The organism is Kitasatospora sp. Xyl93, assembly GCF_055383135.1.
In genome coordinates this window covers 2,983,326-3,001,843 of record NZ_AP029185.1, presented here as the reverse complement: position 1 = coordinate 3,001,843, position 18,518 = coordinate 2,983,326, and the positions used below count along the sequence as shown (strand labels likewise).

Genomic DNA, 18,518 nt, shown 5'->3' with positions numbered 1-18,518 from the left:
CTAGCAGCGCCGTGCGGCCGAGCCAAAATCGAATACCGGTCGCCCCGCGTTCACTCCCCGGTCACCGGGGCCGCCCCGGCCGGGACCGGCTCGCGCGCCGCCCGTACGCAGGCCCAGAGCACCACCGCGGCGCCGGGCAGCCGGGGCTCCCGCCCCTCCGGCGCGACGATCCACCGGCCGGCGCCCTGCCCCGGGGAGTCCGGGCTGTTCACCATCCGCTGCAGGGGCGGCACGGTCACCGCGTCGCCCTTGCCGTGGCACAGCAGCGGCGGCACGTCCCGGGCCCACTCCTCCCAGGCCAGCAGCCGGCGCAGCCGGGGCGCCGCGCCCGGCTGGACGAACAGCAGCAGCCGCCCGCGGTGGGCGGCCACCGGCCCGCAGCCCGGCCCGGACGCCCACAGCTCGTCCAGCACCCGGCGGCCGAACAGCGCCGGCATGCTGATCACGTCGAAGGCGCGCCCGCAGGGCAGCACCGAGGCCGCCCAGGGGCGGCTCTCCCACAGGGCGCGCATGCTGCGCGGGTACTCGCTGGCGGAGGCGAGCCAGGCCTCCCCGGCCGCGCCGACGTACTCCACCGACGGGTGCACCACCGAGGGGTACACCACCGACTGCCGCGTCACCGACTGCTGTGTCCAGATCTCCACGGGAGCAGCCTGCGCGGCGGGTGCCCCCGGCGGGACGGAAAGCGCGGTTCGCCGGACAGCGCGGCGGGGGACGGCGTACCCTTCCCCGCCGCGCATATGCCAGGGGCCCTTGCCCGGGACTACGCGCGGGGGCTCAGTCCTCGTGCCGGCGCGGCTGGAGCAGGGTGCGGCCGTACTCGATCATCTTGGCGGCGTAGTCCGGGGTCCAGTCGGCCCGCCGGCCGACCTCGGCGTCGGACAGCGCGTCGAACCGGCGCGGGTCGGCGAGCTGCGCGGCGGCGACCGCCTGGAAGTCCGTGGCCCGCTCGGCGGCGGCCCGGAAGGCCAGGGCCAGTTCCGTGGAGCGGCGCAGCAGCTCCGCCGGGTCCTCGATCGACTCCAGGTCGAAGAATCGTTCCGGCTCGGGTTCGGCGGACTGCGGCTCGAACAGCAGCTGCACCGGACGTACGCGCCTGGTGGGCTCGGACGACTCTGGGGAGTCGGGCATGGACGGACACCTCCGGGTCTCGGGTGGGGGAGGGGAATCTGCTCCGGGCTGCGCCGCCCGGTCGTGGCCGCCGTCCATTGTCTCGCGGCGGTGGCCGGTAGCGGAACGGTGCGCACGCAAGCGCTATTCCCCGGCGCGCGCCGGGCGTGCGCATCGCGCTCCCAGTGTCCTGGTCGCATGCGAACCGGTTGGCAGGGCGTCGCGGACGTACCGACCAGTCACAGAACCGGGAGATCCCCATGTACAGGCGAAAGATCCGCTCCGTCGGCGTCCTGCCGGCCGCCTCCGCCCTGCTCGGCCTGGCCGCGGCGACGCCGGCGGTCGCCGCGGAGACGGCGAAGGTGGTGGTCGGAGAGCCGAGCGCCCCGGACGGCTGGTCGTCGGCGACCTGTCCGAGCGGTACCCACCTGACCGGTGGCGGGTACGTCCTCATGCACGAGGAGCCCACCACCGTGGTCTACAACGGGCCCGCGCCCGACCAGGAGCCCCCGACCACCTGGTGGGTGCGGGCCAAGAACGAGTCCGTCCGGGCCTTCGCCGTCTGCGAGACCGAGGACTGAGCCCTACCGAGGACCGACCCCTACCGAGGACCGAGCCCTACCGCAGGTGCACCCGGTGGCCGCTCAGGTGGTGCAGCACCTGGTGGTTGGCCTCCCAGCCGTCCGGGAAGGCCACCGGCACGCCCAGCTGCACCGGCTCGGTCGCGGGGTGCTCGTCCAGCAGCTCGGCGATCCCGGCCCGGGCCACCACGATGCAGGCGTGGCGGTGCCGGGAGGCGAGCACGCAGAGCCGGCCGGTCTCCAGGTGGAAGGCGGTCGCGTCGGGCCGCCCGGAGAGCGGGTGCAGCACCACGGTGACGTCGTACTCGCGGCCCTGCAGACGGTTGGCGGTGTCCACCGTGACGGCCGGGCCGGCCGCCCCGTCCACCGGCACGCCCGCCCTGAGCAGTGCCGCGCGCACGGCCGCCGCCTGGTCCCGGTGAGCGGTGCCGACGGCGATCCGGTCCGCGGTGAGCGGGGCCTCGCCCTGTTCGGAGTGGGCGGTCAGCCCGCGCTCCAGCAGCCGGCGGACGGCCGCCGCGACGGCCGCCACGGCCTGCGGGTCGGTCCGTACGGTGTGCCGGGCGGGCAGCTCCAGCAGGGCCCAGCCGTGCTCGGCGGCCCGGTCGATCGCCGCGTCCAGGGCCGAGCCGTCCGGGCGCACGGCGGCCGTCAGCCGGCGGTCCGCCGGGCCGGTGCCGGAGCGGAACGGCGTGTACGGGTAGAAGGCGCGCGAGATCAGCGGCGCGGCGCTGGCGGGCAGCCGCCAGGAGACCGGCAGCCGGTGCGGCTCGATCTCCGGGTTGTGCGCCAGCATGGTGACCACCGCGCTGCTGGACGGGTCGTACGACAGCCCGGCCCACTGCTCGGTGCCGACCACGGTGAACGGGTCCAGCTGGCCCGGGTCGCCGACGAACAGCGCCCGCTCGAACAGCCGGGCCACCGCGAGCAGGGCGTCCGAGCGCATCTGGTACGCCTCGTCGACGATCGCGTGCCGCCACGGGGCCTCGGCCCGCACCCACTGCCACTTGGCCGAGGTGGAGATCACCACGTCCTGCTCGACCAGGTCGGCGACCTTGTCGGAGGGCGTGACGTTGGCGTGCTTCAGCACCTCCGGGGCGGGCCGGGAGTCCGCGGCGTGCAGCCGGCCGATCGTCAGGTCCGGCGCCTTCTCGGCCAGTCGGCCGACCAGGTCGTCCACCTGGCCGTTGGTCTGGGCGACGATCATCAGCCGCTCGCCGGCCCCGACCAGCTCGCGGGCGGCCCGCACCACGAGCGTCGACTTCCCGGCGCCGGGCGGGGAGTCCACCACCACGCCGCGCGGGGCGCCGGCGGGCGGGTGGACGGTGGCCGCCAGGATCCGGGCCACCGCGGCGTCGGCGGCCGCGCCCGGGGCCTGGTCGGGGGTCGTCGGACGGCTCATTCCCACTCCTCGGAGGCGGACGGGGCGGGCACGGGAGCGGCGCCGGGCGGGCCGCCGTGGGTCCACGGGGTGTCGTCCGGCTCGGGCAGCGGCGCGGACTGGCGCACGGTCAGCTCGAACAGGGTGAAGGTGACCGACTCGCCGGGCTCGGGCAGGCTGCCCGGCTCCGGCTCCTTCCTGCGGCCCATGCCGGAGAGCACCCGCAGGGTGAGGGTGCCCTCGGCGGTGTCCACCGCCACGATCTCGGCCTTCTGCGCCGACGGCGCCGCCCCGCCCTCCGGCCGGGGGGACGCCCAGACCCGGTGCACCTCCCGGCCGAGGTCCGCGTGCGGACGGTCGACGGTGCGCAGGGTGACCAGCGGGCGCGGCTTGGGGGAGCGCCCGGTGGTGTCCCAGTCCGGCACCACCTCCGTGACCACCCCGCTGAACGCCTCGCCGGCCAGCCGGTGCTCGGCCATCGCCAGCGGGTCGTCCAGCGCCTCCTGGACGTCGAGCCGGGCCTGCTCGCGCTCGCGCTGGGCGAGCTTGCGGGCGGCGGTGACGGCGTCGTCCTGCCGGGGCTGCGGCGGCTCGCCGGCCGCCAGCCGGTCCCGGTGGCCGGTGTAGGACCAGCGGTCGCCGGTCCAGCGCTCCGCCAGGTGGCCCGCCGGCGGCAGGGCGCGCAGCAGGTCCAGGCCGTGCCAGACGTCTCGCCAGGTGGGCAGCAGGACGGACGTCAGCGCCTCTTCCAGCGCCGTCACCGCGGCCCGTACGGCCGTCCGGGCGCGCGCGGCGGCGGCCTCGTCGCGCTGCTCGGTGCTGTGCCGCAGGGCGCTCACGGCGGAGTCGTAGCGGGCGATCGCCGGGGCGAGCACGACCTCGTCGAAGCGGGGGTCGGTGGCCGGGCCGGCCGGCGGGTGCAGCAGCTGCCCCCGGTCGTCCCGGGCGGACTCGGCCAGCTCGGCCGCCTGCGCGCCGGTCAGGCCGGGCGGCGGGCGGTGCCAGGCGAGCCGGGCCGCCAGGTGCTGGTCCTCCAGGTGGCTCTGGCCGGTCGCCCAGTGCCGGGCCAGCAGCCCGGTCATCGGCAGCAGCAGCGAGGAGCCGGGCACCTGGGCACGGTCGGTGAGGTGGGTCAGCCAGCGGCCGAGCAGCGGCACCCGGGCCGGCGCCGGGTACGGGCCCGGCTCCTCGTCCTCGGCGGTGCGGCGGAAGCGGGTCGAGCGGCCGATCAGGGCGAGGTGGTGCACGCCCGCGCTGTTCGGCACGATCAGCTGCGGGGCGTCCGCGCACAGCTCGCGGAACACCTGGGTCTTCTCGCCGGTCTCCGGGTCCTTCTCGGAGCCCTCGATCTGCTCGACGTCCTCGGCGAAGGACTCCAGGTAGGGCAGCAGGTCGGCGGCCAGCTCGGCCAGGAAGTCGAACCGCAGGGTGCGGTTGAGCGGCTGCGGCACCAGGTGCAGCCGGGGCGCGTCCCGGTCGGTGCCGAGCATCACCGCGAGCGGCGCGCCGGACTCGCCGGCGGCGGTCAGCGGGACCAGCACCATCGGGCGGTCCGACAGGTGCCGGTGCCGGACGGTGGCCAGCGGCTCGGCCCGGCCGCTGCGGACGGCCTCCAGCCGGGCGAGGGTGGTGAGAAGACTCATGCGCCCGCCTCGCTCCGCTCGGCAGGGGCATTCGCCCACACGCGCCTCTCGATGATTCGCTCGCTGCGCTCGCTCATGCGCCCGCCCCGCTCCGCTCGGCAGGGGCATTCGCCCACACGCGCCTCTCGACGGTTCGCTCGCTCATGCGCCCGTCCCCAGCGCTTCGGCGCGCAGGGCGGCCGCGTAGGCCAGGCGCTCGGCGGCTTCGTCCGCGCCGTCCAGGTCGCCGCTCTTCGTGCCGGCGGCGGCCAGCGCCTCGGCGACCGTACGGATGCTGCCCAGCTCGCCGCGCACCCCCCGGCCGAGCTGCTCGACCCGGTCGTCGCAGCGGGCCCGGGCACGGCAGTGGAAGCCGAGTTCGCAGGTGGAGAGGCAGTCCGGGCTGTAGGCGGCGGGCACCGCCTCGACCGAGGCGGTCAGCTGTTCGGCGGTCCGGGCCGGCGTGCCGTCCTCGTCGGCGGCCAGGTCGAAGTCGGCGTCCGGCGGCAGCACCGCCAGCAGCCGGCCGATGCCGGTCATCCGGCTCAGCTGGCGGCGGGTGGTGGCCAGTTCGCGGCGGACGTCCACGGCGACCGCGGTCGGCCGGTTGCCGAAGTCCTTCGGGCAGACCAGCAGCACGCTGGTGCGCGGACTGCCCGGAAGCCGCTGCTCGGTGTACGGGTCCTCGGCGAGCGGCTGCCCGGCCGCCGCGGCGGCGGCCTGCTGGAGCGCCAGCACGTACACGGCCGCCTGCCGGGCGGCCGCGCCGACCTTGGCCGGGTCCGCGCTGCCGTCCAGCACCGGGAAGGACTTGATCTCGACCACCGTGCACCGCCCGCCGTGCACCACCAGCGCGTCCGGTTCCAGGTAGGCGGTGCTGCCGGCCACCCCCAGGCGCAGCATCGGGTGGTCCAGCAGCGTCCAGGCCTCCGGGTCGGCGGCCGCCCGGGCCAGTGCCTCGGCCGTCCGGTCGGCGCGCACGGCCGGGCCGGAGCGGTGCAGCAGGTCCGGCACGTGGAGCGGGGCGTGGCCGTCCGCCGGGACGCCGAGGTGGTGGCGGAGCGGCTCCAGCAGCGGCGCGTAGCCGTCGGCCTTCAGCCGGGACTCGAAGATCACGCCGCGGGCGATGGCGAAGGGGGACTGGCCGAAGGGGGCGGGGCGGCCGAGCCGGGCCGCCAGCGCCGACTTGTCCACCCCGGCCGCGTCGAGCACGGCGCGGCGGTGGCAGCCCGGGTTGGCGGCGAGCGCGGCGAGGGAGCGGGCGTTCAGACTGCGCTGCGGGGCCGGTCCGCGCAGCTCCGCGAGCCGCTGGGCGAGCGGCTCAGCGTGCCCGCGGGGCGGGACGTTCGTCGAGACGTTCATGGTGCGGCCCAGTGTCGCATCCGGGTCCGACAACGCGGCGCGGACGGGCCGTTCGCGACCTGCCGGGCGGCCCTGGCCGGATGCCCGGCACGTCGCGGGCCGCCGGCCCCGGCGACCGTCACCGCCGGCGACGGCCCCCGCGATCGTGGCCGCCGTCCGGGTGGGGGATCATGGAGCCCGGTGCTCAAGGGTGAGACCGACCGTTGCCACCGCCCCGTTCCGAGGAGCCCCCATGCCCGCCCGAATCGTGCTGGTCCGCCACGGCGAGACCGAGTGGTCCGCCACCGGCCGCCACACCGGCCGCACCGACATCCCGCTGACCGAGGAGGGCCGGGCGATGGCCCGGGCCCTCGGCGCCCGCCTCGCCAAGGCCCCCTGGAACGGGCTGCCGGACGCGCTCGTCTACACCAGCCCGCTCGGCCGGGCCAAGGAGACCTGCGAGCTGGCCGGCTTCGGCGACCGCGCGGTGGAACGCCCGGAGCTGCTGGAGTGGGACTACGGCCAGTACGAGGGCCGCACCGGCGCGGACATCCGGGCCACCGACCACCCCGGCTGGCTGATCTGGCGCGACGGGGTGCCGGGCGGCGAGAAGCTCTCCGAGGTGGCCGCCCGGGTGGACGCCTTCCTGGCGGGCCTCAACGAGGAGCACGGCGTCCCGGAGCAGGACACCACCGTGATGCACTGCGCCGACCAGGACGTCGTCCTGTTCGCGCACGGCCACCTGCTGCGCATCCTGACCGCCCGCTGGCTGGGCCTGCCGCCGGAGTTCGCCCAGCGGTTCAAGCTCGGTACGGCCGCGCTCTGCGTGCTGTCGTGGGAGTACGGGGCTCCGGCGGTGGAGGTCTGGAACGACCTGTCCCACCTGGAGGGCCTGACCGCCGGGCACTGACGCCCTGACCGCCGGACCGCTGCCGGTTGCTCCCGGCTCCGCTGCCGGTCACCGCTCCGGGCTCCGCGCACTTCCCGGCCCCGTCGGGCGGCGCCGGTGCGCCCGGGCCGGCCGCGGTCCGGGCGAGGGCCGGCCTCCTTCCGCTAGGCGGCCGCCGCCCGGTCGTAGTCGGCCAGGAACCGGCGCACCTCGGGTACCGCGACGTGCGGGCGCAGCCGTCCGGCGGTGTCCGCGAGCATGCTCCGGATCCGGGCCGAGCGCACGTCGCCGAACAGCGCGACGGCGGCCGATCCGTGGTGCGCCGCGCCCGCCAGGTCCCCGCGGCCGAGCCGGTCGTGGGCCAGTTCGGCGGTGTACAGCACCCGGTTGCGGACGAAGTGCGGCTTCTGGAGCGTTATCGCCAGCCCGGCCTGCTCGCTGGCGCGGTCCCAGTCGCCGAGCGCCGACCAGCACTGCGACTCGAGGCCGGCGATCTCGGCCTCGCTGAAGAAGGACATCCACTCCGGGTCCTGCTCGCCGGGGCCGCGGTCGAACAGGGTGTACGCCCGGCCGAGCGCCCGCTCGCAGGAGGCGCGGTCCTGCAGCAGGGCCCAGGCACCGGCCTCGCGCATGGCCAGCAGGGCGAGCAGCCGGTCGGAGTCCAGCTCCCGGGCGGCGGCCTGCCCGGCCTGGGCGGCGCGCAGCGCCTCGCGCGGACGGCCGGCGTCCCGGGCGAGGAAGGCGCTGTTGCAGAAGACGTGCGCCTCCAGGGCGGAGTCCCCGGCCATCCGGGCGGTGGCGAGCGCCTCGGAGTAGAACGAGCGGGCGTCCGCGAGCCGGTTCGAGTCATGGGCCAACCAGCCGACGGAGATGGCGAGTTCGCCGGCCCCGGCCTGGAGCCGGCGCTCCGTCTCGGCGCTGTGGTCGCACTCGTTGAGCAGCACGTACGCGTTGCGCAGCGACTGCCCGGCGAGCTCGTACAGGGCGTCGGCGCCGTGCGCGTCGTCGGCCAGCCGGATCTCCCGGACGGCCTGTTCGACGCGGAGCACCTCGGCGGTGCCGACCCGGCGCAGCGGCGCCACCGGCCCCGGTCGGCCGGGCACCGGCGGTTCGCCGCCGAGCAGCGACGGCGCGGTGAACTCCGTACCGGGGAGGGCGGTTCGGCCGGCGGGCGCACGGGAGGCGTGGTCGGCGCCGGCCTGCCGGCCGGCGGCCGCGGCCGGTCGGTCGATGCCGACCACGGCGGCCAGCGCGGTGGTGCCGCCGGCCAGGAACGTACGGCGACGCACGTCGTCGTTCTCCTCGTCGAGATAGGGCGATCCATCGGGCCCCCGGGGCACCGTGCCGGGACTCGGCCACGCGGGCCCGTCCGGTGCGGTTGGATCCGCGTACGGCGAGGCAGCGTACGGGAGTTGAGTGGAGAGTGGTGAGCGCGGGGCGGGCAGGGGCGGGAACGTCGGGTGGAGCGGAGGCGGTTCGCTCCGCCCGCCGGGCCCGTCCGCCGAGCGGCGGCGGACGGAGGTCCGGGAGGCGAAGCCGAGGTCGGTGAGCGTGCGGTCCGGCCACATGTGCCGGAACACCCGCTCGTAGGCGTAGTTGGGGCAGCGGATCTCACCGGACTCGACCCGTCCGACGTAGCGGGCGTCGCAGGACACGTGCTCGCCGATCTCGCGGGCGGCTCTGCGGACGGCCGTGGCGAACTCGCCGGGAGAGCGGTCGCCGCGCAGTGCGCGCATCACGAGGTTGGGGGACGGTCGGTTCGGCTCGGCCGGTGGGGTGGCTGCCATGGCGCCGAGAGTACTCGGAGTCACCGGTCGGACACATTCGGTTGGTGGGGCATCGGTCATCAATCCGGGGCAAAAGGGGCGATGTTGCGGGATATCCGCCATGAAATGCCATGCCTTGCTGTAATGCGCCCCGTGGCCTGCGCCGCACCCGCCGCGTTCTCCTGGTACGCGGAAAGCCCATGCCGTCGCCCGGCCCGTCCCAAGCCCGGCGACCCCTCCCAGCGGCTGTGCTTCCGGACCCGACGAGGTACAGGAGGTCCCATGACGGCCACCGGACTGCCGCAGCACCGACCCGTCCCCGGGGGAGTGCTCGCCGGCACCTGCGACACCGTGACCGTCGCGCTGCGGCACGGTCTGGAGGCCGTCGACATCCTGAGACTGCGCCGCGCCTGCGGAGCCGTCCTGCAGAGCCGCAACGGCAGCACCGTCTCCTTCCTCGTCCCGGCCGGCACCTGGGAGACCTGGCACCTGCCCGGCAGCACCTGTACCGCGGGCGCGTTCGTGCCCGCCGCCACCGACCCGCGCTGGGTGATCCCGCCCTCCGGCGTCGGCCGCACCGCCCGCCCCACCGACGCCTGGGTGCTCCGTTCCGCCCTCTGCGAGGCCGCCTGCACGCTCACCGCCGGCGGCCTCGGCCCGTTCTAGCGGGCGTGCCGCGCGGATCCCGCCGGGCCCGTCAGCCTCCGGTGGAGCCCCCGCGACACGCCCCTGCCCTGTGGGTGTGCCGCCCCGGCGGCGATAATGGCCGCCATGGGACGAAGCAGCAGAGCCGCGCGCACCCCGGAACCGGCGGCCACCACCGGACCGGGCGGACGCACCCACGCCCAGGGCCCGCTCAGCCGTCCCGTCGGCTCCGGCCTCGCCGAGCTGCGCCCCGACCGCGACCGCCCCGCCGCCTGGTCGCTGCTGATCGACGGCGCCCCGCAGTCCCTGGTCGACCTCGCCGACCCCACCCACCTCGGCTTCGAGTACCAGCGCCGGCTCGGCCACCTGATCGACCTGGTCGCCCCGCCCGGCCGCCCGATCACCGTCCTGCACCTCGGCGGCGGCGCCCTCACCCTCGCCCGCTACACCGCGGCGACCCGGCCGCGCTCCCGCCAGCAGGTCGCCGAGATCGACACCGCGCTCACCGAACTCGTCCGCGCCGAACTGCCGTTGGAACGCGGCTGGCAGATCAAGGTGCGCGGCGCGGACGCCCGTAGCGTGCTGGAGCGCACCCCCGAGGGCGGCGTCGATTTGGTGATCACCGACGTCTTCTCCGGTGCCCGCACCCCGGCCCACTGCACCACCGTCGAGTTCACCACCCTCGCCGCCCGGACCCTCGCCCCCGGCGGCTGGTACGCCGCCAACATCGCCGACGGCGGCGCCCTGCCCTTCGCCCGCTCCCAGGTCGCCACCCTCGGGGCGGTCTTCCCCGAGCTGTGCCTGATCGCCGACCCCGCCGTGCTGCGCGGCAAGCGCTTCGGCAACCTCGTCCTGGCCGCGGCCCACACCCCGCTCCCGATCGCCGACCTCACCCGCCGCGCCGCCTCCGACTCCGCCCACGCCCGGGTCGAACACGGCCGCGCCCTCACCGACTTCGCCGCCGGCGCCACCCCGGCCACGGACGCCACGGCGGCCCCGTCCCCGGAACCCCCGCCGGGGGTCTTCCGCTGACGGCCCGCTCGTCGGCGCCCGGCCTGCGCAGCCGTGTGCGTACCGCCGTCCTCCTCCGCGCCGCGCCGCCGACCGTAAAACCGTTGGCGGACGACCGAACCGGGGCCGACAATGACGCTGCCGTCCGGCCGTCGACCTCGGGGAGCGCCATGCGGATCAGACCGGCCCGGCCGGAGGACGCCGCGCTGCTCACCGGCATCGCGCTGCGGTCCAAGGCGTACTGGGGCTACGACGAGGCGTTCATGGACGCCTGCCGGGAGGAGCTGACCATGGACGCCGGCGTGATCGAGCGCTCGGCCACCGTGGTGGCCGAGGACGGCGGGCGGGTGCTGGGGTTCGTCTCGCTCTCCGGAGTGCCGCCGACCGGATCGCTGGACCAGCTCTTCGTCGAGCCCGAGTGGATCGGCCGCGGGGTCGGCCGCGCGCTGTTCGAACGGGCCCGGACCCTCGCCGTGGCGCTAGGTCTGCGCCGGCTCACCATCGACTCCGACCCGAACGCGGAGCCGTTCTACCTGGCGATGGGGGCGATCCGGATCGGCAGCGTCCCGTCCGGCTCGATCCCGGGGCGCGAACTCCCGCAGCTGGTCCTGGAGCCGGCCGCGGCCTAGGCGGGGATCGGAGCGCCGCTGCTTGTTCCGGCCGTGCTCGCGGTGCGGTCGGAGGCCCGGGCCCGCCCGGTCCGGCTCAGTGGCCGCGCGGCAGTCCGCGGTGCTTGCACATGGCGGCACCGGTGAGCAGCAACCCGGCGGCGATGGGGGCGAGGACGGCGGTCAGGGTGGCGGAACCGTCGCCGGAGGTGGTCGCCGCGGCGGTGTCGGCGATGGCCACCGGGTCGGGCGTCCTGCCGTCGTCCGATGCGGGGGGAGCGGCGGAGACCGCCGTCCTGCCGAGCGCGGTGGCGGGCCCGGCCCCGTCGGCGGTGGTGGCCGCCGCCTCCTGGAGCAGCGGTTCCCCCGCCGCCTCGCGGTGCCGGGGAACGTCGGGGCGGGCGGCGTCGGCGCGGCGCCGGGCGGCGGCGGGCGGGTCGGCGGGACCGCCCTCGCGGGAGGCGTGCGATCCGCCGGGCCGGGGCCGGGCGGGGGCGGTGCCGAGCAGGCCGGAGGCGAGTGCGAAGGCGTCGGGGACGGCCGCCCGCTGACCGGGCAGGGGCAGTCCGCCGGCCCGGATGCGTTCCCGGAGGGCGCCGCCGACCGCACCGGCAGCCCCGGTGGTCCCGTCGGTCGGGCCGTCGCCGGCCGGTTCCCCGGCGGGTCCGGGGCAGCGGTCCGGCGGCCCGGCCGCCGACGGTCCGGACCCGACGGGACGTTCGGCTGACTGCCCGTCGAGCACCGGGCGGTCGAGCACCGGGGCGCCGGGAAGCGCGCGGCGGACGGCGGGCCGGGTCGGATCCGGGGGCGGGTCGACGGCGGCCGCGTACGCGCCGGGGGCGCCGAAGCCCCAGAGCTGTGCGAGCAGGGCCCCGGCGGCCGCGACGGCACGGGGGCGGGGCAGCCACCGGGCGATCCCGAGGCGGGCACCCGCGACGCCGCGGGGGGCGGGTGCCGGGGGCTCGGTCGCGTGATTGGCTCGCACGTGAGTCGAGAACGAGCGGCCGGGCGGTGAGGTCACGCCCGCCGTCACGGACAGTCATCGTACGAGTGGCCCCGGGGCCGGCGCTCCCGGGGCCACCGACCGCGTGGCGGTCAGGAGTTGGGACGCAGGGTCCAGGTGACCGTCATCACTCCGGTGACGGCGCCGTCGGCGCGGGTGATCTCGACGGTGACCGGGAACTCGGGGCGGCCGCCGGCGTCCAGCTCGGCGACGACCTCGGCGGCCGGGCGGCCGAGCACGGCGGTGGCGGTGACCTCGCCCATGGCGAGCTTCTTGTACGCGATCTCGGCGTTCACGGCGAGCGGCACGGCCCGGGACAGCTGGGCGCCGAAGGCGGCGAGCACGATGCAGCCGCTGGCGGACTCGGCCAGCGTGAACATCGCGCCGGCGTGCGGGCCGCCGAGGTGGTTGTGGTACGCGGGCTGGTCCGGGAGTTGGAGCACGGCGCGCTCCGGGGAGGTCTCCAGGTACTTCAGGTTCAGGGTGTGCGCCATCGGCACGGTGTCGTCGAGCATCTTGCCGATCGTCGGTGTGGTCATGGCCGCGATGTTACTAGTCAGTAGCTACCGGCGGCAGGGGCCGGGCGGAACTCGACCCGTGGGACGGGTGTGACGGGGCGCACATACCGGTGGGGGAGCGGGCAACTGAGGCCGTGCACGGCTGAGGGGGCGCGAAAACGCCTGAGGGGCCGATCTCTTGAAGAGATCGGCCCCTCAGGCTCTGGGGTGAGTGACGGGACTCGAACCCGCGGCCACCTGGACCACAACCAGGTGCTCTACCAACTGAGCTACACCCACCATCTGTCCGGTCCGTTCCCGCTCTCGCGTTCCCGTTCCGACAGGAAGAACTCTACAGGATCCGAGAGGGTGCTCGCGCCAGGGTTCCGTTCGGACGGACGCGGGCACCCTCTCCGGCCCTCCGGCGGGGTTCCGCCGGGCGGCCGGGCCCGGCTCGCCGGACGGTTCCGGGCCCAGTTCGCCGGGCGGGACCCTGGCTCGGCCTGCCGGGCGGGCCCGGGCTCAGCCCGCCGGGGCCTGGTACTTCCCGGCGATCGCCCGCGCGGTGTCGGCGTCCGGGCCGGGCTGCGGGACGAACACCGCCTCGCGGTAGTACCGCAGTTCGTTGATGCTCTCCCGGATGTCGGCGAGCGCCCGGTGGTTGCCGCCCTTCCGCGGGCTGTTGTAGTACGCCTTCGGGTACCAGCGGCGGGCCAGCTCCTTGATCGAGGAGACGTCCACGATCCGGTAGTGCAGGTGCTTCTCCAGGGTCGGCATGTCCCGGGCCAGGAAGCCGCGGTCGGTGGCCACCGAGTTGCCGCACAGCGGGGTCTTCCCGGCCTCCGGCACGTGCGCGCGCACGTAGGCGAGCACCCGGGCCTCGGCCTCGGCCAGGGTCACGCCCTGCTCCAGCTCCTCCAGCAGCCCGGAGGCGGTGTGCATCGTGCGCACCACCTCGGGCATGTTCGCCAGCGCCTCCGCCGGCGGCCGGATGATGACGTCCACGCCCTCGCCGAGGATGTTCAGCTCGGAGTCCGTCACCAGCACCGCGACCTCGACCAGGGCGTCCTGGACGAGGTCGAGGCCGGTCATTTCACAGTCGATCCATACCAAACGGTCATTCACGCAACTCACCCTACGGCGCGATCACGCGCCGCGGGGACCGATGGAGCCGAGCGGGGCGCCTCGGCCTGGTGCTCCTCCGGCCCGTCGTGCGCGCCGTGGCCGTCCGGGTGCTCGCCCTCCCGGCCGGTCCGGACCGCATGGCCGTCCCGTCCGGTCCGGGCCTCGCGCGCCGCCCGGGCACCCTCGGCCGCGGGCCGGCCGGCCTGGCCACGGGCCTGCGGAGCCCGGGCCTGGCGACCGCGGAGCTCGCCCGCCCCGGAGCCCGGCTGCCCGGCCGGGGCCGGCATCCGTCCGGCGGCCGCGCCGTGACCGCGCCCGGCCGCACCGGGCTCGTCCGCGGGCCGCTCGGCCGCGCTGCGGTGCCCCTGGCCCTGGCCGCGGGCCCCCGGCTGCGGGAGGCCGTCCTCCGCCGCAGCGTGTTCGGCGGTGCGCGGCGGACGTCCGGTCCCCGCGCCCGGTCCGGCCTGCGGCGGCACGACCGGAGGCCGCAGCGGGCCGCGGCCCGCCGCACCCTGCTGCCCGGGGTGCGGCTGCTGCGCGGACTGCTGGTGCGGGTACGGCTGACCGGCGCGGGCGTGGAAGGGCTGGCCGGCCGGCGTCCCGACCTGGCCCGGACCGAACCCGCCGGGCTGGCCGTGCGCTCCCGACTGCCCGTGCCCGAGCTGCTGGCCGTGGGCCACCTGCTGGCCGTGCGGACCGACCGGCACCGGCGCCCCCGGCCCGGCCGGGTACGGCTGCGCCGACGGCACGCCGTGCGCCCCGCCGAACACCGGCCCGCCCGCCGGGGCGACCGCGCCCGCCGGATGGGGCAGCGCTCCGGGCAGCCGGAGGTCGCCGAGCGGACCGGTCGACGCGGACGGCTGCTGACCGGGCCGACGGGCCCGGTAGCTGGTCCGGTACGCGGCCGGGGAGACCCCGAGCTGGCGGCGGAAGTGTCCGCGCAGCGCCACCGGCGAACGGAACCCGCACCGGCGCGCGACGTCGTCCACCGACAGTTCCGAGGTCTCCAGCAGCCGCTGCGCCTGGAGCACCCGCTGGGTGATCAGCCACTGCAACGGCGCGCTGCCGGTGAGCGTGCGGAACCGCCGGTCGAAGGTGCGCCGGCTCATGTACGCGCGAGCCGCCAGCACTTCGACGTCGAACTGCTGGTTGAGGTTCTCCAGCGCCCACGTGACCACCTCGGCCAGCGGGTCGTTGCCGATCTCCTCCGGTAAAGACTGATCGATGTACTGGGCCTGTCCTCCGCCGCCGCGGCGGCTCGGCACCACCAGTCGGCGGGCCAGCGCGTTGGCCGCCTCGGCGCCGTGGTCGCTGCGCACCACGTGCAGGCAGAGGTCGATGCCGGCGGCGGTGCCGGCCGAGGTGAGCACGTCGCCGTCGTCGACGAACAGCTCGCGCGGGTCGACGTGGACCCGCGGGTAGCGCTTGGCGAGCGTCGGCGCGTACATCCAGTGGGTGGTCGCCGGGCGGCCGTCGAGCAGGCCGGCGGCGGCCAGGACGAAGGCGCCGGTGCAGAGCCCGATGATCCGGGCGCCCTCGTGGTGGGCCTTGCGCAGGGCGGTGATCGCCTCGACCGGCGGGGGCTGGGAGATCGAGCGCCAGGCCGGTACGACGATCGTGCCGGCCCGGGCGAGCGCCTCCAGGCCGTACGGGGCGGAGAGGGTCAGGCCGCCGGTGGTGGCCAGCGGGCCCTCCTCCCCGGCGCAGACCAGCAGGCGGTAGCGGGGCACCCCGGCGTCCTGGCGGTCCACACCGAAGACGGAGAGCGGGATGGAGCTCTCGAAGATCGGGGCGCCGCCGAAGATCAGCACCGCGACGGTCTCCCGGCGGCGCCGGCCGGACAGCTTGCGCGGGGCGGAGGCCGTCACGGAGGTCGGGGAGCCGTTCGCACCGGGGCCGCCGTGCCCCAGCGGGGCGTGCCCGTGTCCGTGGCCGGAGCCGTGGCCGGAGCCGGCGCCGAGCGCGAGGCCGCCGAGCGGGGCGCCGCCCGGGCCGGGGGCCGCGGCGGAGGCGCCGTTCGGGCTCGGGGTGCCGCCGCCGTAGCCGGAGTAGCCGGGGTGGCCGCCGTAGCCGGGGTGGCCGGAATGGTTGGGGTGGCCCGGGTGGGCGAGGTGTCCGGGATGGCCGGAATGGTTCGGGTGTTCGCTGCCGTAGGCCGGGCCGGGATTGACGGATCCTCGGCTGACGGGCTGTCCGCCGTAGGGCGGTCCACCGAAGGACGACTGGCCGCCGAAGGCGGGTTGGCCGCCGTAGGGCGCCGTCGCGCCGTGGTCCGCGGCGCCCGGCGCCGCACCGGGGCCGATGCCACCGCCCGTCCCGGGGGAGGGCACCGCGGAGTACGGGGAGTGCGAGGCGGCGCCCGAGCTGCCCGGAGTGCCGGAGGTGCGGGTGGTGGCGATCGAGGCGGTGCCGGTGCTTCTCGCGGACCGACCCGCGTTCCCCGCCGCCTCCTGGCCGCTGTCAGGACCCGCGTCGCTCCTGCTCACCCTGCTCAAGGCGCTCAAGCCCCCTCGGTGGTGTGGTGTGGGTGGTGCGGCACTGCTAGCCAAGATCGAAATCTATCGGGCGGACCATTGCCGTTGTGACAAGTTCACCATCCGACGCTATGTCGACATGGCAATTTGGCGTGATGCATTCGATCACGAAGCGTGGCACCCGTCGACCTTTCTGGGAAGAGGGCCGGGGTAACGGTGGCTGGTTGTCGCGGGACGGTTCCTGGGGCGTCCGGCTCCGGTGCGCCCGGCCGGCAGGTCTGGGCTGCGGATTTGCCCAAGCGGGAGGGATCGGCGCGAAATTGACCGAAAATCGGCGGTGCACGAGGGGGCGCACGGGGAGAAGTCGTGCGCCTCCCAGGCTTCATCCGGCCAAGCCCAGGACGGCGGAACCGGCAACCGGACCGCCGGGTTACGGTCCTGCCGTGAACACCGACAGCCGGCTCGAACGGGCCAACGACAACGCCGCCGCCTTCTGGCTCGCCCAAGCCCGCGTCCACGGCTGGCGGTCCCGCACCCGTCCGGGGCTGACCGCGGTCCGGTGCGCCCGCACCCCGGACGACGCCCACCGCTTCGTGGTGACCCGGCCCTACGCCGAACCGGGCGCACTGGAGCAGGAGTTGGCGGACCTGATGACCGAGTGGTCGACCATGCGCTGCACCGTGGAGGACCCGTACGACGGGCTCGACCTCAGCGGCCTCGGGGCCACCCGGATGCCGGTCATGCCGGTGATGGTCCGGGACCCCGGACCGGTCGAGGGAGCCACCGCCGTCCTGCCCGCGGTCTCGGAGGCCCACGGGGGCGGGGTGCTGACGGTCGATGAGGCGAGGGACGGCGACGGCTTCGCGATGGTCGAGCGGGCGGTGGTGGAGGGCTTCCCGCTGCCCGCCCGACAGCCCTGGGTCCGGGGCGAGGCGCTCCCGGAACGACTGCTGGACGTGCCCGGCTGGCGGGGCTGGCTCGGCCGCGTCGACGGCGCGGTGGCGGGCACCTGCCTCACCTACGACGACGGCCGGGCCACCGGCGTGTACTGGGTCACCACCCTGCCCGACTGGCGCGGCCGGGGGGTGGCCCGCGCCGTCCTCCAGACCGCCCTGGCCCACGCGCACCCCGACCGCCCGGCCACCCTGGTCGCCACCTCGCTCGGCGAACCGCTCTACCGCAAGCTCGGGTTCGTCGAGCGGGCCCGCACCTGCTGGTGGACCAGTACGTCGGTGGAGCCGACGGAGCAGCCGGGGCGGGTGGGGCAAGGGGAGCGGGCGGGGCAGGCGGCGGCTGACGACGGCGGCCGACGGCTGGCGGGCGGGGTGGGCTAGGCCTCGGGGACGGGGAGGGGAGGGGCGGGGCGCTACTGGGCGGCCGCCACGGTGGCGGGTGTGGCGGGTGTGGCGGCGGATGCGGCGCTACCGGCCCCGGAACGGGGGACGAGGGGCGTCGGGCGGATGGCTGCGGCCGGGACCGGTGCGGGGCGGAGGGCGTCCGCGGCCCGGCCCGGTCCGCCACCCGCTCGGCAGCCGGCACCCGCTCCGGCCTCCGTGCGGGCTTCGGCGATCACGGCAAACCCGCTGGATCGGTTTCGGACACCCGGCCCGCCTGCGGCGACGGGTTCGCCGACCGTCCCGGCGGTGGCGGGGACGGATGCACTCGGACCCTCCTGAGCGGCCACCGCGGGACGTGCGCCGGACCGTGCGCCGACCAGCGCCGTCGCGCGTACCGGCATCCCCGCTGCCGCCTTCCGGAGCGGCCCGTCGGAGCGGACGCCCGGCCGGGGCGATGGCGCGTTCCGCGCGGCCAGCACCTGGCCGACGGCCTCCGGCAGACCGGCCGCCTTCAGCGTCGGCCGGTAGCCGCTCTCCGCCCACGGCCGGCCGTGGTGCAGCCAGACGCTGCGCAGCCCGGCCAGTTCGGCACCGGCGATGTCGGCGGGCGCGTGGTCCCCGATCATCCAGGTGTGTTCGGCCCAGTCCCCGGTGGGGGCGATGCCGCACCGTTGGGCGGCCAGCTCGAAGATCAACGGATCCGGCTTGACGCAGTCGGCCTCCTCGGAGATCACCCAGCCGTCGACCAGCGGGCCCAGTCCGGTCCGCCGGATCTTCTCCAACTGCGGCCGGGTGCCGCCGTTGCTGACGATCCCTAGCGTCCACCCGGCGGCCCGGGCGGCACGCAGCGCCTCGATGTGCCGGGGCGGGCAGTGGATGTGGGAGTTGATGCCGCGTCGGTAGTGGGCAATCAGGAAGTCGGCGGAGACGTCCAGCCCGTAGCGGCGCCGGACCGCCGACAGTACGGTGCTGCGCGGTACGTAGCCGCCGCCGTCGAGGGTGACGAACCAGTCGAGGTCGCCCGGTGGGAGATCGTGTTCGGACAGGAGGTCCTGCGCCCAGGCCCGGTACGCGGCGTCCCGGGGCAGCAGGGTGTTGTCGAGGTCGAACAGGAGCAGGGGCATGCCA

Annotated in this window: 16 protein-coding genes, 1 tRNA gene and 1 pseudogene; 6 read left to right on the top strand and 12 right to left on the bottom strand. The window is 76.3% G+C overall.

Going from position 1 to position 18,518, the window contains the following annotated elements:
- Positions 1 to 50: 50 nt before the first annotated feature.
- Positions 51 to 638, bottom strand: coding sequence for a bifunctional DNA primase/polymerase (locus tag ACZ5GH_RS13185; protein WP_387757069.1), 588 nt, complete (start codon positions 636 to 638; stop codon positions 51 to 53).
- Positions 639 to 777: 139 nt separating this feature from the next.
- Positions 778 to 1,131 carry a hypothetical protein gene (locus ACZ5GH_RS13180; protein WP_387757023.1) on the bottom strand — a complete coding sequence of 118 codons (354 nt, stop codon included), beginning with the start codon at positions 1,129 to 1,131 and terminating at the stop codon, positions 778 to 780.
- A 239-nt stretch (positions 1,132 to 1,370) separates the two neighbouring features.
- On the opposite strand from ACZ5GH_RS13180, the gene ACZ5GH_RS13175 reads away from it, so the two are divergent.
- Positions 1,371 to 1,691: a hypothetical protein gene (locus ACZ5GH_RS13175; RefSeq protein ID WP_464334334.1), complete on the top strand. Its 321-nt coding sequence runs from the start codon at positions 1,371 to 1,373 to the stop codon at positions 1,689 to 1,691.
- A gap of 37 nt (positions 1,692 to 1,728) precedes the next feature.
- Here the strand turns inward: ACZ5GH_RS13175 and ACZ5GH_RS13170 are convergent, their stop codons facing one another.
- The 3 genes from ACZ5GH_RS13170 to ACZ5GH_RS13160 all read right to left on the bottom strand — a co-directional run bounded on the left by ACZ5GH_RS13170 (position 1,729) and on the right by ACZ5GH_RS13160 (position 6,056).
- On the bottom strand, positions 1,729 to 3,093 hold the full coding sequence (locus tag ACZ5GH_RS13170) for an AAA domain-containing protein (RefSeq protein WP_387757025.1): 1,365 nt from the start codon (positions 3,091 to 3,093) through the stop codon (positions 1,729 to 1,731).
- Positions 3,090 to 4,715, bottom strand: a complete 1,626-nt coding sequence (locus tag ACZ5GH_RS13165; RefSeq protein ID WP_387757026.1) for a hypothetical protein — start codon at positions 4,713 to 4,715, stop codon at positions 3,090 to 3,092. The genes ACZ5GH_RS13170 and ACZ5GH_RS13165 overlap by 4 nt, the downstream gene beginning before the upstream one ends.
- 141 nt (positions 4,716 to 4,856) lie before the next feature.
- Entirely contained in the window at positions 4,857 to 6,056 is a 1,200-nt protein-coding gene (locus tag ACZ5GH_RS13160) for a hypothetical protein (RefSeq protein WP_464334333.1), read from the bottom strand.
- A gap of 232 nt (positions 6,057 to 6,288) precedes the next feature.
- Here ACZ5GH_RS13160 and ACZ5GH_RS13155 point away from each other — a divergent pair, with 232 nt between their 5' ends.
- Positions 6,289 to 6,945 carry a histidine phosphatase family protein gene (locus ACZ5GH_RS13155; RefSeq protein ID WP_464334332.1) on the top strand — a complete coding sequence of 219 codons (657 nt, stop codon included), beginning with the start codon at positions 6,289 to 6,291 and terminating at the stop codon, positions 6,943 to 6,945.
- A gap of 143 nt (positions 6,946 to 7,088) precedes the next feature.
- On the opposite strand, the gene ACZ5GH_RS13150 is transcribed toward ACZ5GH_RS13155, so the two are convergent.
- Complete coding sequence (locus ACZ5GH_RS13150; protein ID WP_387757029.1) at positions 7,089 to 8,711, bottom strand: tetratricopeptide repeat protein; 1,623 nt, start codon at positions 8,709 to 8,711, stop codon at positions 7,089 to 7,091.
- 261 nt (positions 8,712 to 8,972) lie between these two features.
- On the opposite strand from ACZ5GH_RS13150, the gene ACZ5GH_RS13145 reads away from it, so the two are divergent.
- The 3 genes from ACZ5GH_RS13145 to ACZ5GH_RS13135 all read left to right on the top strand — a co-directional run bounded on the left by ACZ5GH_RS13145 (position 8,973) and on the right by ACZ5GH_RS13135 (position 10,975).
- On the top strand, positions 8,973 to 9,356 hold the full coding sequence (locus tag ACZ5GH_RS13145) for a hypothetical protein (protein WP_387757030.1): 384 nt from the start codon (positions 8,973 to 8,975) through the stop codon (positions 9,354 to 9,356).
- Positions 9,357 to 9,461: 105 nt separating this feature from the next.
- Positions 9,462 to 10,367, top strand: a complete 906-nt coding sequence (locus ACZ5GH_RS13140; protein ID WP_464334331.1) for a spermidine synthase — start codon at positions 9,462 to 9,464, stop codon at positions 10,365 to 10,367.
- Between the two features lie 149 nt (positions 10,368 to 10,516).
- Positions 10,517 to 10,975 carry a GNAT family N-acetyltransferase gene (locus ACZ5GH_RS13135; RefSeq protein ID WP_387757032.1) on the top strand — a complete coding sequence of 153 codons (459 nt, stop codon included), beginning with the start codon at positions 10,517 to 10,519 and terminating at the stop codon, positions 10,973 to 10,975.
- A 76-nt stretch (positions 10,976 to 11,051) separates the two neighbouring features.
- Here the strand turns inward: ACZ5GH_RS13135 and ACZ5GH_RS13130 are convergent, their stop codons facing one another.
- From ACZ5GH_RS13130 to ACZ5GH_RS13110, 5 genes and pseudogenes are all read right to left on the bottom strand, one after another.
- Entirely contained in the window at positions 11,052 to 11,939 is an 888-nt protein-coding gene (locus ACZ5GH_RS13130; RefSeq protein WP_464334330.1) for a hypothetical protein, read from the bottom strand.
- 110 nt (positions 11,940 to 12,049) lie between these two features.
- Entirely contained in the window at positions 12,050 to 12,496 is a 447-nt protein-coding gene (locus ACZ5GH_RS13125; RefSeq protein WP_401115049.1) for a DUF4442 domain-containing protein, read from the bottom strand.
- Between the two features lie 182 nt (positions 12,497 to 12,678).
- Positions 12,679 to 12,754 (bottom strand) — tRNA-His (locus tag ACZ5GH_RS13120).
- Positions 12,755 to 12,976: 222 nt separating this feature from the next.
- Positions 12,977 to 13,579, bottom strand: a complete 603-nt coding sequence (gene orn, locus ACZ5GH_RS13115) for an oligoribonuclease (protein WP_387757035.1) — start codon at positions 13,577 to 13,579, stop codon at positions 12,977 to 12,979.
- 862 nt (positions 13,580 to 14,441) lie between these two features.
- A pseudogene (locus ACZ5GH_RS13110) lies at positions 14,442 to 15,447 on the bottom strand (helix-turn-helix domain-containing protein); the annotation flags it as partial.
- Between the two features lie 1,049 nt (positions 15,448 to 16,496).
- Here ACZ5GH_RS13110 and ACZ5GH_RS13105 point away from each other — a divergent pair.
- Positions 16,497 to 17,387: a GNAT family N-acetyltransferase gene (locus ACZ5GH_RS13105; protein WP_464334329.1), complete on the top strand. Its 891-nt coding sequence runs from the start codon at positions 16,497 to 16,499 to the stop codon at positions 17,385 to 17,387.
- A 32-nt stretch (positions 17,388 to 17,419) separates the two neighbouring features.
- Here ACZ5GH_RS13105 and ACZ5GH_RS13100 read toward each other — a convergent pair whose 3' ends face one another.
- Positions 17,420 to 18,514: an HAD family hydrolase gene (locus ACZ5GH_RS13100; RefSeq protein ID WP_464334328.1), complete on the bottom strand. Its 1,095-nt coding sequence runs from the start codon at positions 18,512 to 18,514 to the stop codon at positions 17,420 to 17,422.
- Between the last annotated feature and the right edge of the window lie 4 nt (positions 18,515 to 18,518).